Source organism: Pseudoalteromonas nigrifaciens (assembly GCF_002221505.1).
Lineage (GTDB): Bacteria > Pseudomonadota > Gammaproteobacteria > Enterobacterales > Alteromonadaceae > Pseudoalteromonas > Pseudoalteromonas nigrifaciens.
This window is the reverse complement of sequence record NZ_CP011036.1, coordinates 1655983-1673320: the sequence shown is the minus strand read 5'-3', so window position 1 is coordinate 1673320 and position 17338 is coordinate 1655983. Positions and strand designations below refer to the sequence as shown.

The window sequence follows — 17338 nt, the reverse complement described above, 5'->3', positions numbered from 1 at the left end:
TCAAAATATATTTTCAAAAAGCGTAAAATTAGTAGATCCTGCGTTTACTTTTGTAAATTTCAACTTAACCGAATGTTAGAAGGTTAATGCCTACTAACACAAATGTGTTATCCCGACGTTATCCACAATTAGGGGCAATTCTGCCCCTTGCAAAACAACGCAGACCACATTATCTTTCTCAGTAACGCTTTGATGAAATTAACATTTTATAAAAGTGGAGGGGCTAACACCATACTGATATATGGTGTTAGTAAAGACACTTGCTAAAATTTCAGCAAAGCGCTTGGTTTTACAAAATTTAGCGTAACTTATTCTGAAATTGTCGGCAAGTACAAGATAAAATTTCGGGTAATTAAAATTGAAAATAAGTATTTCTATAGAAGTTTCGGAAAATGTTATAATGATTGTTTCTAAAGCTATTATAACTCTGTGCAGTTTGTTCATAATCTAAATCTAAATGGGCTAATTTTTAGCCCTTTTTTATATCTAGCATTCCAATACTACTATATCTGTGAAAACAGCCTTGCCTCAATCTTATATATAATAACCAAGTATCTCATACAAAAACTCAGCTCAACCATATATAGTGCTATGTTAATTAATAAACACTATATATTGTGATTAAGTTAGTTTTTACGCAAGGCTTGGTGATAAAAAAAGCAGTCTGAATTTATTTTAAAAATACATAAATTTAGCAGATCATTAGTTGATTTTTGCATATTTCACCTTAAATGATTGTTCGAAGGTGAGTGTCTACTAACACAGAGGCTATATCTCCTCATTATCTACTAATAGAGCTAATTCTACCTCTTGCAAATGAACTCAGACCACACTATCTTGTGATCATTAAATAGAACAGCACCAGATATTGTGGCCAAATGTTATTCAATTAAATTCTCCAATTTAATGTAATTTATACTAAACAAGTATCAACCTTGCTTCAGAGAGGCATAAACATTGGTCAAAATACATAATTCCCAAGGAATACAGGCAAAACTATGAACCAACAGTTATCTGTAAGCAAACGTGACGGCCGTAAAGAGCCACTTGATCTTGACAAGATCCATCGCGTTATTGAATGGGCCGCCGAAGGGTTAAATAACGTTTCGGTTTCGCAAGTTGAATTAAAATCACACATTCAATTTTACGACGGTATTCGTACTAAAGATATTCACGAAACCATCATTAAAGCTGCAGCCGATCAGATTTCAAAAGAATCTCCTGATTATCAGTATTTGTCAGCACGTTTAGCTGTATTCCATTTACGTAAAAAAGCGTATGGCCAATTTGAGCCACCACGTTTATTTGATCATGTAACAAAAATGGTTGGCGACAAACGCTACGACGCTCACCTACTGGTAGATTACACCGAGCAAGAGCTTGACGAATTAGACGAATACCTAGATCACAGCCGTGACCTTAACTTTAGTTATGCTGCGGTTAAACAGCTTGAAGGTAAATACTTAGTTCAAAACCGTGTAACCGGTGAGATTTATGAAAGCGCGCAGTTTTTATATATTTTAGTCGCTGCTAGCTTATTTGCTGACTACCCTCGCGATACACGTATTGCGTATATAAAACGTTTTTACGATGCGATTTCATTGTTTAAAATTTCACTGCCTACGCCAATTATGGCAGGTGTTCGTACGCCAACACGCCAGTTTAGCTCGTGTGTATTAATAGAGTGTGGCGACAGCCTTGATTCAATTAACGCCACCTCGTCTGCAATTGTTAAATACGTATCGCAACGTGCTGGCATTGGTATTAACGCAGGTCGTATTCGAGCTTTAGGTAGCCATATTCGCAATGGCGAAGCGTACCATACGGGTTGTATTCCTTTTTATAAGCACTTTCAAACAGCGGTTAAAAGCTGTTCGCAAGGCGGTGTACGTGGCGGCGCAGCAACCTTGTTCTACCCGCTTTGGCATTTAGAAGTAGAAAACCTGTTAGTACTTAAAAATAACCGCGGGGTTGATGACAACCGCGTGCGTCATTTAGATTACGGCGTACAGTTTAATAAACTAATGTACTCGCGTTTAATTAAAGACGACTACATTACCTTGTTTAGCCCCTCTGATGTGCCAGGCCTTTACGATGCATTTTTTGAAGACCAAGACGAGTTTGACGCGCTTTATGTAAAATACGAGCAAGACGAATCAATTCGTAAAAAACGCATTAAAGCTATTGAACTGTTCTCAATGTTTGCGCAAGAACGTGCAAGTACCGGTCGTATTTACTTACAAAACGTTGACCACTGTAATACGCACAGCCCGTTCATTGCTAAAGTGGCACCTATTCGCCAATCTAATTTATGTTTAGAAATTGCATTACCAACTAAGCCGTTGGATAACGTAAACGACGAAGAAGGCGAAATTGCGCTATGTACACTCTCTGCATTTAACTTAGGGGCTATTGAGTCACTAGATGAACTTGAAGAATTGGCTGAGCTTGCTGTACGCGCTTTAGATAACTTACTTGATTTTCAAGACTACCCAGTACCGGCTGCAAAAAATGCCACTATGGGTCGTCGTACTCTAGGAATAGGCGTAATTAACTACGCATACTACCTAGCTAAAAACGGTAAGCGTTATTCAGATGGCAGCGCAAATGCACTAACGCACAAAACATTTGAAGCGATTCAATACTACTTAATGAAAGCATCAAACGAGCTTGCTAAAGAGCGTGGTGCATGTCCTAAGTTTAACGAAACAACCTACTCTCAAGGTATAATGCCAACAGATACGTACAAGCGAGATCTTGACAAAATTTGTGATGAGCCACTACACCTTGATTGGGATGCATTACGTGCCAGCATTAAAGAGCACGGTATGCGTAACTCAACAGTAAGTGCGCTAATGCCATCAGAAACATCGTCGCAAATTTCTAACGCAACAAACGGTATTGAGCCACCACGTGGTCATATTAGCGTTAAAGCAAGTAAAGACGGTATTTTAAAGCAAGTTGTACCTGAATATGAACGTTTAAAAGATAACTACGAGTTACTGTGGGATATTCCTTCAAACGATGGTTACTTACAACTTGTGGGTATAATGCAAAAATTTATTGACCAGTCTATTTCGGCCAATACAAATTATGATCCTGGTAAGTTTGAAGGCGGTCGCGTACCGATGAAAGTCTTATTAAAAGATTTGCTTAGCGCCTACAAACTGGGTGTTAAAACCTTGTACTATCACAATACCCGCGATGGTGCATCTGATGCACAAGAAGATACACCGGATCTTGAAGATGATGATTGCGCAGGCGGCGCGTGTAAAATTTAATTTTTGAGTTTTTATTTTAAGCGGGCACTAAGCCCGCTTTATTCTGATAGTTTTTTGAGTGATAAACATGTCTTATACTACCTTTAGTCGTAAACATAATAACCAAATGGAAGAGCCAATGTTTTTTGGCCAAACCGTTAACGTATCTCGTTATGATCAACAAAAATACCCTATTTTTGAAAAACTAATTGAAAAGCAGCTTTCGTTTTTTTGGCGCCCAGAAGAAGTAGACGTAAGCAAAGACCGCTTAGACTTTCAAGCATTACCTGATCATGAAAAGCATATATTTTTAAGTAACTTAAAATATCAAACATTGCTTGATAGCGTACAAGGGCGTTCACCAAACGTGGCCCTACTACCTATTGTATCGCTACCAGAGTTAGAAACATGGATAGAAACGTGGGCGTTTAGTGAAACGATTCATAGCCGCTCGTACACGCATATTATTCGTAATGTTACCCAAGCACCTGAACTTATTTTTGATGACATAGTTAGCAATGACAAAATTAGTGAACGTGCCGATGCGGTAACAAAATACTACGATGATTTAATTAACTCAGTGTCGCTTTACAATTTATACGGTGAAGGCAAACACGAGATTAACGGTAAATCTGTTGTTGTTAATTTATTTGAGCTGAAAAAGAAACTTTACCTGGCAATGATGTCGGTAAATATTTTAGAAGCGATTCGTTTTTATGTCAGCTTTGCCTGCTCGTTTGCGTTTGCTGAGCGTGAATTGATGGAAGGTAACGCTAAAATAATCAAGCTTATTGCCCGCGATGAAGCGCTACATTTATCTGGCACTCAGCATATTTTAAATATTATGCAAGACGGTAAAGACGATCCAGAAATGGCGATTGTTGCCGCGCAGTGCCGCGACGAAGCAATTAAAATGTTTGTGGACGCTGCAGAGCAAGAAAAAGAATGGGCCGAGTACTTATTCAAAGATGGCTCAATGATTGGCTTAAATAAACACATTTTATGTCAGTACGTTGAATACATTACCAACGCTCGAATGACAGCCATTGGTTTTCCTGCACAGTTTAAAAACAACAGTAATCCTATCCCATGGATAAACTCTTGGTTGGTGTCAGATAACGTGCAAGTAGCACCACAAGAAGCTGAAATTAGCTCCTACCTTGTTGGTCAAATAGACTCGCAAGTTGATGCCTCTGAATTTGGTGACTTTGATTTATAATGACTGATCGACCTACTGCAAGCATTACGCTTGCAGATAACAGCCAGTGCATAGAATTTAGCACTGGCTGCCCTTCTGTTTTACACTGCCTAGAATCTCAACAGATAGAAGTGGCCTTTCAATGCCGCGAAGGCTATTGCGGTGCCTGCAGAGCGACTTTAGTGTCGGGTAAAGTTGATTATAATGAAGAGCCTCTAGCGTTTGTACGCGACGGCGAAATACTGTTGTGCTGCTGCAAACCTAATGGCGACATACATATTAAACTTTAACTTCAACTTCATTTAAACCAAACAGTCTAAAAATCACTCTCTAATCAGTTTTAAGTACTTTTAAACCACTTAGTTTAAAAGTACTTTTTAGCCCTTTATAAAAAGCATATTCATAAACCAAATTAATTAACCTTTATAAATTGTTAACAATCAAAGCCTTGCAGATTTCCCTGCTAATTAATTACTAAAATCGATAAGGTTATACTATAACATCATTGAACCGTCGCTTTTGTAGTGTTATATTATATCACAACATAACAACCACGAACTTAAAGACTCATGACTAAGCTAACATTAATCTCCTCTGCAATTTTTTCTGTTTTATGCTCTCACTCTGCACTTGCTGCTACTGTTAATGGCAAAGTAACAGATGAAAAAAATCAACCTATTGAAAACGCCACTATTCATGTACACGGTAAATCTCAAAGCGTTAAAACTAACAAGCTTGGCGAGTTTGCCATTGAGCTTGATGCGAGCGCCCAGCTGCATATTAGCAAAGATAACTATAGCGATTCACGCATTACGGTAACCGAGTCATCAAACAATATTGCAATTGCTTTAAAGCCAACCTCTATTGAAACTGTAGTTGTGTTTGCATCGGCCTTGCACAAAAGTAGCTTAGAAATGATTTCTCCGGTAAATGTACTCTCTGGTGATGAGCTAAGAAACAAGTCAAAGCCAACGCTTGGCGAAACCCTAAAAGGCTTACCGGGAGTTAACGCGAGTTATTTTGGCCCTGTTTCATCAAGCCCAATTATTCGTGGCTTAGATGGCCCTCGGGTTAAAATTATGCAAAATGGCTTAGACAGCAGTGATGCATCGCGTATTGGCCCTGATCATGCTACTTCTAGCGACAGCTTAGCTGCTGAACAAATAGAAGTACTACGTGGCCCAAGTACCCTACTGTATGGCTCTGGTGCTATTGGTGGTGTGGTAAACGTAGTTGATAACCGCATTCCTACGAGTAATATAGATGAATTAACCGGTGCAGTAGAATACAGTCACGATTCGGTATCCAACGCGAATACCTACGCTGCAAAGTTAGAGACGGGTTATAATAATTTTAACTTTCATTTTGATGGCACTAAACGCAGCGGCGATGACTATCAAACACCACGATTTAACCAGCTTCACGAAGATGGTGATGTTGAAAGTAAAGATTCTGTAGAAAACACCTTTATCGACAGTGAAACCGTTAACTTTGGTACTAGCTACGTAGGTGAGCATTTAACGGTTGGGTTTTCTTACGGTAAAATAAAAACGGATTATGGTATTCCAGGTCATGAGCATGATCACGGACATGAACACGATCATGCAGCCGACGGCGATGCCCATAGTGATGAAGCACATGAAGAAACACCTGTTTTTGCCCAGTTAGAGCAAGATCGCTGGCAAGGTCTATTAAGCTATGCGCTACATAATAATTGGATTGAAACCATTAATTTGCGCTTAGGCTATACAGATTACTTACACAGTGAAATTGAAAATGGTGAAATAGGCACTACATTTAAAAACAAAACCACTGAAGCACGCTTAAACATAGAACATAAATTAGCTGATTGGCACGGCATGGTGGGTTATCACTACAGTGATTCTGATTATGATGCCAACGGCGAAGAAGCATTTACGCCAGCCAGTGTAACGACCACTAATGCTTTATATTTATTAGAAGAACGTGAGTTTGGTGATGTAACTATTGAGTTAGGTGCGCGAGTTGAAGACTATAAAATAAAAAGCCAAATAGCAACGCATCAGCATAGCCATGATGACACGCAAACAAGCAATGCTGAAGTACTTGACTACACTAAAAGCTTTACTAACCTTAGCGCTTCAATGGGTGCTATTTGGCAATATACCCCTGGATATAGTATGGCAATGAGTCTTTCACACTCAGAACGTGCCCCGCTCTCTGCAGAGCTATTATCTAATGGCTTACACATTGCAACTGGTACCTATGAGCTTGGCCTAGGCTATCATATTGAAGACGGTGAAGCGCATTTTGAACCCGAGAATATCAAACAAGAAACCTCAACCAATATTGATTTAGGTTTTAGACGCTTTAGCGGTGACTTTGGTTACTCTGTAAACTTTTTTTATAATGATATTAAAAACTTTTACTTTCAAGAAAATACTGGCTTAGTATTTGATGAAGAACATGGTTTAGAAGCGGCTGATAACGGCCACGACCATGGTGTGGCGGTGTATCAGTTTACCAGTAAAGACGCCGAGCTGTATGGCTTAGAGTTTGATGCGCATTATAAAGTTAACGCAAGCACCTTGGTTAAAGTATTTGGTGACTCTACGCGAGCAAAACTCAAGCAAGACGATGAAAACTTACCTCGTATCCCTGCTAATAAATTAGGCTCTGAGTTGCAATACAACTTAGGTAATTGGCAATTCGCATTAACCGGTACCCATTATTTTTCACAAACCGATATTACCGCCTATGAGACTAAAACCGATGGTTATACTTTATTTGATGCACAAGCTAACTATCAGCTAGATTTAGGTAACCTTGATACACAACTGTATATCAACGTTGATAATATTACTGATGAGCTTGGCTTTGTACATAGCTCATTTATTAAAGACACCGCCCCATTACCAGGTAGAAACTTCCGCTTTGGTATTCGCGGCTACTTTTAACAATATACTTTAATTACCGCTAATCATTAATAAGCCCCTTGCTATGCTGGGGCGTATTTATTGCTTGCTAAAGTACAGTGTTTTACATCCTCTTTATACATATCTCACTTTAAATACTTTTCACAAAAAGAAATAAATGAGCAATAGAAAAAGTTAAATATACCGGTAAGACACAAAAAAACCGCATTCAATTTAATGAATGCGGTTTTTTATTTATTGCTTAAGAATACTTAAGCAATAATTTCGTGTAACTCAACATCAAATACTAGTGTTGAGTAAGGTGCGATTGCAGCACCGGCACCACGTTCACCATAAGCAAGGTCATGAGGAACGTAAAGACGCCATTTAGTACCCGCTGGCATCATTTGTAATGCTTCAGTCCAGCCTTTGATCACGCCACCTACTGGGAATTCAGCAGGTTGACCGCGCTCGTATGAGCTATCAAAAACAGTACCGTTAATTAATGTACCGTGGTAATCAACACGTACTGTAGACTCAGCTGTTGGCTTGTCGCCTTCACCTGTAGTAATTACTTCGTATTGAAGACCTGATTCAGTCACTGTGATTTCAGGACGTTTTGCATTTTCTTCTAGAAATGCAATGCCTTCAGCAGCAAGTACTTGTGATTCTTGCTCACGACGAGCTTGAATTTCTTCATTGATTTTTTCAAAAGCAGCTTGGATCTCAGGGATCTCAACTTGAAAAGCGCTACCTGCGTACGCATCTTTCATGCCTTCAAACACTGAATTTAGGTTTAAGCCTTCAAAAGGATTAGACTTAAGTTGCTCACCCATTTGTAAGCCAATACCGTAACTTGCTTTTTCAGCATCTGTAGTAAAATTATCTGACATAATGTGTTTTTCACGTTTTGTTAGTTAAAAGACGCGACTATGCTATCACAAAATAAACCCGCTTTGGGGCTAGTTTTTGCTGTGTTTTACTTTAATTAGGCCAACAATATAGGTACTCACTGGTAAACTGCATAAAATTCCAGCAAGTAGCGCTAAAGTGAGTAATCCACTAGCACCAAATAATAAAAATGGAATTACCACAAGCCCAACTAAACCTATAAATACTGAGCCAATAACTGGCCAAAATTTATCGTATTTAGTAATTAAATGAGCCACTAAAATATTAAAACCGAGGGCATAAACAAAGGCGGTAATAACAGGGTTATTTGGTTGCGCATCAAGCGCCATTTTGACTAATAAACTTATTGCACTTTGATAACAATAAGCAAACACAATCCATAATAAAACGTGTTTAATTAATTGCTGTGAGGTTGAAAGGTTAGTTGATTTTGACATACAAGTTCCACAAAGCAAAAAACCGCCAATAAGGCGGTTTTTTTAAATAATGGTGGAGAGATAGGGATTTGAACCCTAGATGGGCTATAAACCCATGCCGGTTTTCAAGACCGGTGCATTCGACCACTCTGCCATCTCTCCGCACGGCGCGAATAATAGGGGTAAATGACAAACTTGTAAAGGCTTAAAAGCATAAAATCGTTAAAAATAATTTTATGCTTAAAATTAAAGCAATCTATTAAAATACCAACGGTTATTAATTTAGCGACTGCTAAATTTAACAAAGGAGTTTATTTTAGTAATATTGCTTTGGCCTGCGTGCAATCCAAGAACAAAGCAAACACACAAATAAACTTAAAGTTAAAAATGTTGCACTTTGAAATATTAAATCAAACCGATTTAAATCATCACTAGGCACTACTACAACCAAAAATGCAGGCAATACGGTGAGCAATAACACATAACAACATATTTTAAATGCACGACCAAAGTCATAGCGTTTAGATTGTTGCATCCACCAGGTTAAAACAACTAACACCCCCATTGATGAGGCAACAATAAAATGTGCTTTACTGGTACTCATTGCAACATAAAGGGTTATAAAAGCACCTATGGCGCCCCAAAAAGACCAGGCCAGCCAACTTTCTTTTTCACGTAAAAATAAATTTCCCATTAATTTCGTCTTCTTTATCTTTGTTTTTATTAAGACTTTCCATACTTTATCAAAAAACAATCGATTAAAAAACAAACTGCAGAAGGAGTTTTATAGATTACGCATCCTAGCACTTCTCACAGCTAAACTACTTAACCTGAACTCTGGTTAAGGTATTTACTAACACATTTAATAATAATGATATTTAAACTTATTTTCTCTAGCGTTGAAAATAGCTGCTAGAGATAGATTTATTATCAAGAGTTCTGGTTACTTACACATCCACTCTAACATACAAGCGTTAATGGTGTATGAGTATAAGTAGGGCAAAAAGTTCATCTTATTTTATAAGTAGCTGAAAAAATCAACAGCTTTATGACGAGGCGACTTTTTACACTCAACAGCCGGCGTGCCTAAATACAAATAGCCCACTATTTCGTCTTGCTCATTTAATTTTAATGCCTGTTTAACTGCAGGGCTTTGCGCAAAAAAACCTGTTCGCCAAATACCACTAAGCCCTTGTGCAAAAGCCGCTTGTTGCATAGCAAATACGCTACACCCTGCGCTTTGTATTTGCTCAATTCGCGGGACTTTTGGATGTTCTTGATACTTTGCTATAGCAATAATAATCATAGGCGCGCGCAACGGGTGCTCTTTTGTGCGCTCAATCATTTTTTCGGCTTGTTGCTCAGCAATTGCACTTTGCTGAAAAATGTCGCCTAATTTATGGCGCGCATCGCCTTGTACAACAATAAATTGCCAAGGTGCAATACAACCATGGTCGGGAACACGTAGCGCAGCTTGCTGAATCACCGCGAGTTGTTCTTCATTTGGGCCTGGCTCTGTTAATTTGGCGTCAGATTGACGGGTCAATAATAATTCAATCGCGTTCATAACCATCTCTCAAAATAAAAGCTAGCATAGCATTGATTTAACATAGAAAAATAAAGCGCTGTAATATCAGTGCTTATTTTAGCAAGAATAATAGATAAACAGCCTAAGCTGTATATTAACAGGCGGGATAAACTTATACCCCGCCTAAATAGCGGGGTATAGTATGCAGTAGCCAATTGGTTATAACAAGTTAGACTAGCCTATTGGCTAAGCCAAAATGTTATATTTCTCTGGCAATTTGCAGCGCTTCATAAATAGCACGTTTAGCATCAATTGCAGTGGCAAGCTTAGCGCCCCCAATAACATGCACTTTGGCGTTGTCGCTTTGCTTTGCCAATACTTCATTATTAGAAACCTGACCAATACAGGCAATCACAGTATCTACTGCTAATACTTGCTTATCTCCTGCAACTGTAATGGTTAAACCATTTTTATCAAAACTATGGTACTGACAATCAGCAATTTGTTTAACGCTATGTTGTTTAGCTACTTGGCGATGGATCCAGCCTGTTGTTTTACCCAAATCACTACCAAAGCGACCTGCACTGCGTTTTAGCATGTACAGTTGGCGATCATCTTTATGGGGTTTAGGTTCGCACTCAATACCCCACTGGCTTTTAAAGTCACTAATACTTTGCGACTTTTGCTCGCTTAAAAAAGCCACCATATCAAACCCGATTCCACCGGCGCCTAATATAGCAATTGACTTACCTAACTCTACTTCACCACGAATAACTTCATCGTAGGCAAATACGCGTTTACCATCACTGCATTCAATACTTGCCTCACGCGGCCTTACCCCTGTGGCAAATACAATGTCATCATAGTGTGCAAGCATGCTGTCGTTGTATGCTTTACCTAACTCAACCGTTACGTTTAAACGTTCAAGCTCATTAGTGTAATACGCTAAGGTATGATTAAAGTCTTCTTTCCCAGGTATTTGCATGGCTAAATTGAATTGCCCACCCATTTGCATTTTTTGATCAATCAGCGTTACCGTATGGCCTTTTTCTGCCAAATAACAACTTGATGATAAACCCGCAGGCCCTGCACCAACTACTAATACCTTTTTAGCTTTAGTCGTTTTTTCTAGTGGGTAGTCGAGCTCAAAAGCCGCTTGTGGGTTAACTAAACAAGTAGCACGTTTGCCTTTAAATACGTGATCCAAACACCCTTGGTTACACCCTATACAAATATTAATATGCTTTGATAACTGATTATTATATTTATTAAAAAACTCCGGATCAGCCAGTAATGGCCGCGCCATCGAAATTAAGTCGGCATCGCCTGCGTTTAGTATTTCGTTAGCTATTTCTGGGGTGTTAATACGGTTTACCGCGATAACGGGTACTTTAATTACATCTTTTAAGCGTTTTGATGCTTCTTTAAACGCCCCAGGCGGAACCATACTTGCAATTGTAGGAATGCGCGCTTCGTGCCACCCTATTCCTGTATTAAAAATATCAACACCCGCTTTTTCAAGTTCAAGCGCTTGAATAGTTACTTCTTCAGGGGTAGAACCATTAGGAATTAAATCCATTACCGACAGTCTAAAAATAATTAAAAACTGCTCCGATACCTTAGCCCTAACCGCTTTAACTATTTCAACGGCTAAACGCATTCTATTTTCTAAACTGCCACCAAACTCATCATTTCGTTTATTCGTATGCGGTGCCATAAACTCATTAATTAAATACCCTTCAGAGCCCATTACTTCTACGCCATCGTAGCCTGCTTTTTCAGCCATGTAGGCTGAATGTGCAAAGTCTTTAATAGTTTTGTTAATTGAGCTTAACGACATTGCCTTTGGCTTATAAGGACTTATAGGTGCTTTAATTGCGCTCGGAGCTTGATTAAAAGGGTGATACGCATAACGCCCGGCATGAAGTAATTGCAAACATATTTTACCACCATGCTTGTGTACTGCATTGGTGTAAGCACGATGTTTAAAAACATCGTAATAGCTATTAAAGGATGACGAAATAGGCGTTAATTTACCGCGCAAATTTGGGCTATAGCCCCCGGTAATTAACATGGCAGTACCACCTTTAGCACGTGCTTCGTAAAAAGCACGTAGGCGTTTGCGGTTATGCCAACCTTCTTCAAGACCGGTGTGCATTGAGCCCATTACTAAGCGGTTACGTAATTGTGTGTGTTTTAATTGTAATTGTTGTTCTAACATCCTGTGCCCCATTAACTGGTCTAACCTGTATGCATTGATCAATTCTGCTTTAATACCGACCAATAAGCAATATCTGAACTTAGTATTTTAATAAACTGTTGCACATTAGGCTAACAATACCCATTTTTCGGCTATTACAAGCCTACTTTTTTAATTTCAAAAAGTGCAACTGAAGTTTATATTGATAAAAATGTGAATAGCAACAGTGGCATAATTAGCTTTATAAATACTTCGTTACGATTTAGCAGTTAAATTTATTTATATTCTGAGCTAAGATGCTTGTAATGTATTAGTTGTACCAAATTAAGGATCTATTTTGATTGCAAAAGTATTTAAAGGTATTTGGACTGGGATAAATTTTTCTCGTCGTTTAATACTCAACATTTTATTTTTATTACTGGTTATTGTTTTTATTGTGTCTCTTTCAAGTGACGGCGATAAAATAATTGTAGAAAATGGCTCAGTACTTAGACTAAACCTTAACGGCCCTATTGTTGAAGAAAAAACCTATATAGATCCTATTGAAGCAGCAATTAGTGATGCTACTTCAAACGCTGAATCACCGGGTGAAATTTTACTCGATGATATAGTTGAGGTTATTAACGAAGCCGCAAAAGACGACCGCATCAGCGTAATACTGTTAGATTTACAAGAAATGCCAAAAGCGCATTTAAATAAATTAAAACAAATTACCAAGGCACTTGAAGCATTTAAACAAACGGGTAAAAAGGTTATTGCCTCTGGTTATTACTACACTCAAGCTCAATACTACATTGCAGCACATGCAGATGAAGTCGCTATGCACCCTTATGGCAGTGTAGCAATTGAAGGCTTTGGTATGTACCCACTGTACTTTAAAGAAGCACTTGAAAAGTTAAAAGTAACGCAGCATATATTCCGTGTTGGTACGTTTAAATCGGCAGTTGAGCCGTTTATTCGCAATGACATGTCGGATGCAGCTAAAGAAGCTAACCGCGTATGGTTAACTGCACTTTGGAATGAATACAAACAAGATGTTGCTGCAGTACGTCCTTTTGATGAATCAAACTTTGACGAAACCATGGATGTATTTTTAGCAAAAATGACAGCTGCAAATGGCGACGCGGGTCAATATGCGCTAGATAATCAATGGGTAGACACATTAAAAACCAATCAACAAGTTCGCCAACAGTTAATTGATTTAGTTGGCGCTGATGAAAAAGGCAAAACTTTTAAACAAGTTTCATTTCGTCAATATTTAAGCTTAGTTAAGCCCCCTGTTGTATTTGATAACCCAATGACAGAAAAAGTCGCGGTAGTTGTTGCTAGAGGTACAATTGTAGATGGTGAGCGCAAAGCCGGCGAAATTGGCGGCGACTCTACAGCTGCACTACTGCGTAATGCACGTTTAGATGACAAAGTTAAAGCCGTAGTACTGCGCATTGATTCGGGTGGCGGCAGTATGTTTGCCTCTGAAGTTATTCGCGCTGAGGTGTTAGCACTTAAAGCAGCAGGTAAACCTGTTATTGCTTCAATGAGCTCTGTTGCGGCTTCTGGCGGTTATTGGATTGCTTCAGCAGCGAATGAAATTTGGGCTGCGCCAAGCACAATTACCGGCTCTATTGGCGTATTTGGCACCTTTATGACCTTTGAAAACACCTTATCTAACCTTGGTGTTTACTCGGATGGCGTGGCAACAACCGACATGGCTGGGTTTTCTATTACTCGCCCGCTTGATGACAAAATGGCGCAAGTAATTCAAATGAGTGTTGAAGAGGCCTACGGACGCTTTTTAAATGTGGTTGCAGATGCACGTAACATGACACCTGAGCAAGTTGATAATATTGCGCAAGGCCGTGTATGGATCGCAGCAAAAGCACAAGAGCTAGGCTTAATCGATAAACTAGGTGATAAGCAAGACGCAATTAAAGCGGCAGCAGCACTTGCTAAACTAAATCATTACGATGTTAAAACGATTAAACAAAGCTTGAGCCCGCAACAAAAAATGATTCAAGATATTTTAGGTAATGCGTCGGTTAAATCTATGCTTGGCAGTAACAACGCAACAACCTCGGTGCTTGCAACGCAAGCTAACTTACAAAGTGTGGTTAAGCGTTTAAGTAGTGAAATAGATAACCTTAAAGATTATAACGATCCACAAGGTGTTTATGCGCGCTGTTTAGCTTGCTCTGTCGCACAATAAAAGTGCATCTGCCTTTATAAGCAGTTGTATTTAAAGTTATACTAAGCCCAGTTATTTTACTGGGCTTTTTTTATGAAACGTAAACGCATTTACATCGCTTACACTGGCGGTACAATTGGGATGAAAAAATCGAGTCGCGGCTATATTCCTGCAGAAGGGTTCTTAACTCAGACTGTGGTCAATAATGCAGAATTTAACCGTGAAGAAATGCCACTTTTTGATATTCACGAGTATTGCCCTTTAATTGATTCCTCTGATATGACGCCTGCTCACTGGCAGTTAATAGCAGATGATATAAAAAACAAATATCAAGACTATGATGGCTTTGTTGTCCTCCACGGCACCGACACTATGGCGTATACCGCCGCCGCCTTATCTTTTATGTTTGAAAACTTAACTAAGCCTGTAATCGTTACCGGCTCACAAATTCCCTTGTCGCAATTGCGCTCAGACGGGCAAGTGAATTTACTCAATGCTATGTACTTAGCAGCAAACTACCCTATTGCTGAAGTAAGCTTATTTTTTAATAATCAGTTGTTTCGTGGTAATCGAGCCACTAAAGCCCATGCCGATGGATTTGATGCATTTGCCTCACCAAACCTTGAGCCTTTAGCGCTTTCTGGTATTAATATTCAACTTATAAAAGGCCAATTAAGCCCCTATGTTGAAAACGATTTACAAGTAACCCCCATTACAACGCAGCCTATTGGTGTGCTGCATTTATATCCGGGTATTAGTACCGAGGTTGTGAAAAGCTTAGTAAACGGTAGCATTAAAGCATTGGTATTATTAAGTTTTGGCGTGGGCAACGCACCACAAGATCCTGAATTTTTAACTATTTTAGAGCAAGCCAGCAAGCGCGGCGTTATTATTATAAATTTAACCCAATGCATAAAAGGTCATGTAAATATGGGCGGCTATGCAACGGGTAACGCGCTCCTTAATATAGGTGTGATCAGTGGTTACGATATGACATTAGAGGCTTGCTTAACTAAGCTGCATTACTTATTAAGCCAAAACCTTGAAGTAGAGACAATTCGCCATTTAATGCAAGACAATTTACGCGGTGAGTTAACCCGTTAATTTAGCGGACTTAAAATTAAAAAAGCACGCTAAATTTAGCGTGCTTTTTTGTCGTTTTAATAATTAACCTGCACTCTGGTTGATTAACGTACTTTCGCGTCAATCTCAACTAGGTCTGTTAAATGACACACTTCACCTGTATGGGTTTTAACCCCATGCTCACCAAAGTAATCACGCTGGGCTTGTACTAAATGCCCATTACTTGGAGTGGTTAATGTAGCAAAGTAAGTTTGCGATGAGCTAAGCACCGGAAACGCTAAGCCTGTCATCATTGCTTGGCCTGTTATTTTACGCAGTGCAAATACTTCTTTATCAAGGGTGTCAATAAATTCAACGCCTTGTGCAACACTATCTAAATAATCAGCACGAATAATACAACCCGCACGCCATGTTTGCAGTGTTTTAGACAAATCTACTTTCCACTGATGCGTACGCGACGCGCCTTTAATTAAAGCCAAACCTTGGCGATAAGCAAGTAAGCTCGCTAAGGTAAATGCATCTTTAAGCTCAACTAAGTCAATTTCAACTTTAGTGGTTGCTCTATCGGCGTAAGTCATCTCTTGTGCAGCAGTTGTGTCATAAACATTCGTTAAATGACGTGCTTGCACTGCAGCTACTAAAGACGGTACTGCAATACCAAGCTCTAATGCATTTTGCGCAGTCCATAAACCTGTGCCTTTAGCACCCACTTTATTATCAATTAAGTCCACAAGTGGTACATTATTTTGATTTTCAAGTGACAATATGTGGCTAGAAATAGACAATAAGTAGCTGTTTAAATGCTCTTGCGACCATTCGTCAAAAATTTCTGCTACTTCTTTAGGTGAACGCCCAGTGCCATGACGCAGCAATTGATACACTTCAGCAATAAGTTGCATTAGCGCATATTCAATGCCGTTATGAACCATTTTTACAAAGTGACCACTGGCTGATTGGCCCACACGAGCGAAACATGATTCACCCTTATAACTTGCAGCAACCTTTGTAAACCATGGCTCGACACGCTCCCAACCACCTTCAGATCCGCTTGCCATCATAGCAGGACCATGACGAGCACCTTCTGCGCCGCCTGAAATCCCCATAGTGGCAAACTCAAATTTATTTTGGTATTTAAGCTTGCGGTTAATACCGTCTTTATAATTACTGTTACCACAGTCAACTATAATATCGCTGCACTGTACGCCTGCTTCTATTAGCTCACTGCATACAGCATCAACCAACTCGCCCGCAGGAACAAGCAACAAAATAGAACGCGGTGCTTCTAAACGTCTAACCATGTCTCCTAAATCAGAAACAATGTGCAGCTTATCAGCTAAACCTTCTGACTTAGCGCAGCTCAATAACTCTTCACCCGCATGGGGGTTTTTGTCATAAGCGACCAGCGTTATGCCCTTTTCAATTAAGTTTAGGGCAAGGTTTTTCCCCATAACGCCTAACCCTACTAATGCAACTTGCATTTAGTGCCCTCCTCGGTAACAACTAATTGGTTAGTTAATTTAAATAAATACTTTGGCACGTGTATTATATCATGAGCAAAAAAATATACTTTTATCACAATGTAATTATATCAAACAACAGCGGACTCAGGGGGAGAAATAGTCGCTAGATTAAAAATTTATAGATCATTGACGCCCCCTGACACCG

Annotated in this window: 12 protein-coding genes and 1 tRNA gene; 6 read left to right on the top strand and 7 right to left on the bottom strand. The window is 39.2% G+C overall.

Features of this window, described 5'->3' with window-relative positions; all coding sequences use genetic code 11:
• Positions 1-998 precede the first annotated feature (998 nt).
• The 4 genes from nrdA (at position 999) to PNIG_RS08125 (ending at position 7394) form a co-directional block, all read left to right on the top strand.
• Positions 999-3281 carry a class 1a ribonucleoside-diphosphate reductase subunit alpha gene (nrdA, locus tag PNIG_RS08140; RefSeq protein WP_011328098.1) on the top strand — a complete coding sequence of 761 codons (2283 nt, stop codon included), beginning with the start codon at positions 999-1001 and terminating at the stop codon, positions 3279-3281.
• Positions 3282-3348: 67 nt separating this feature from the next.
• Positions 3349-4479, top strand: a complete 1131-nt coding sequence (nrdB, locus tag PNIG_RS08135) for a class Ia ribonucleoside-diphosphate reductase subunit beta (RefSeq protein WP_011328097.1) — start codon at positions 3349-3351, stop codon at positions 4477-4479.
• A complete protein-coding gene (yfaE, locus tag PNIG_RS08130) occupies positions 4479-4748 on the top strand; it encodes a class I ribonucleotide reductase maintenance protein YfaE (protein WP_011328096.1) in 270 nt (89 codons plus the stop codon). The genes nrdB and yfaE overlap by 1 nt, the downstream gene beginning before the upstream one ends.
• A 279-nt stretch (positions 4749-5027) precedes the next feature.
• Entirely contained in the window at positions 5028-7394 is a 2367-nt protein-coding gene (locus PNIG_RS08125) for a TonB-dependent receptor (RefSeq protein WP_089368231.1), read from the top strand.
• A gap of 230 nt (positions 7395-7624) precedes the next feature.
• Here the strand turns inward: PNIG_RS08125 and bamJ are convergent, their stop codons facing one another.
• The 6 genes from bamJ to PNIG_RS08095 all read right to left on the bottom strand — a co-directional run bounded on the left by bamJ (position 7625) and on the right by PNIG_RS08095 (position 12429).
• On the bottom strand, positions 7625-8245 hold the full coding sequence (gene bamJ, locus PNIG_RS08120) for a BamJ family beta-barrel-assembly machinery protein (RefSeq protein WP_011328094.1): 621 nt from the start codon (positions 8243-8245) through the stop codon (positions 7625-7627).
• 69 nt (positions 8246-8314) lie between these two features.
• The gene (locus tag PNIG_RS08115) at positions 8315-8701 is read right to left on the bottom strand and encodes a hypothetical protein (protein WP_011328093.1); all 387 of its coding nucleotides are present in this window, start codon (positions 8699-8701) and stop codon (positions 8315-8317) included.
• A 50-nt stretch (positions 8702-8751) separates the two neighbouring features.
• A tRNA-Ser gene (locus PNIG_RS08110) sits at positions 8752-8842 on the bottom strand.
• A 154-nt stretch (positions 8843-8996) separates the two neighbouring features.
• A complete protein-coding gene (locus tag PNIG_RS08105) occupies positions 8997-9374 on the bottom strand; it encodes a hypothetical protein (RefSeq protein ID WP_011328092.1) in 378 nt (125 codons plus the stop codon).
• 324 nt (positions 9375-9698) lie between these two features.
• A complete protein-coding gene (locus PNIG_RS08100; protein ID WP_089368956.1) occupies positions 9699-10247 on the bottom strand; it encodes an NAD(P)H nitroreductase in 549 nt (182 codons plus the stop codon).
• Positions 10248-10467: 220 nt separating this feature from the next.
• Positions 10468-12429 carry an oxidoreductase gene (locus PNIG_RS08095; protein ID WP_089368230.1) on the bottom strand — a complete coding sequence of 654 codons (1962 nt, stop codon included), beginning with the start codon at positions 12427-12429 and terminating at the stop codon, positions 10468-10470.
• Between the two features lie 316 nt (positions 12430-12745).
• On the opposite strand from PNIG_RS08095, the gene sppA reads away from it, so the two are divergent.
• Positions 12746-14611, top strand: a complete 1866-nt coding sequence (gene sppA, locus PNIG_RS08090) for a signal peptide peptidase SppA (protein WP_089368229.1) — start codon at positions 12746-12748, stop codon at positions 14609-14611.
• Positions 14612-14683: 72 nt separating this feature from the next.
• Positions 14684-15694: an asparaginase gene (gene ansA / locus PNIG_RS08085; protein WP_011328088.1), complete on the top strand. Its 1011-nt coding sequence runs from the start codon at positions 14684-14686 to the stop codon at positions 15692-15694.
• A gap of 83 nt (positions 15695-15777) precedes the next feature.
• On the opposite strand, the gene gndA is transcribed toward ansA, so the two are convergent.
• Positions 15778-17151, bottom strand: a complete 1374-nt coding sequence (gndA, locus tag PNIG_RS08080; RefSeq protein WP_011328087.1) for an NADP-dependent phosphogluconate dehydrogenase — start codon at positions 17149-17151, stop codon at positions 15778-15780.
• Between the last annotated feature and the right edge of the window lie 187 nt (positions 17152-17338).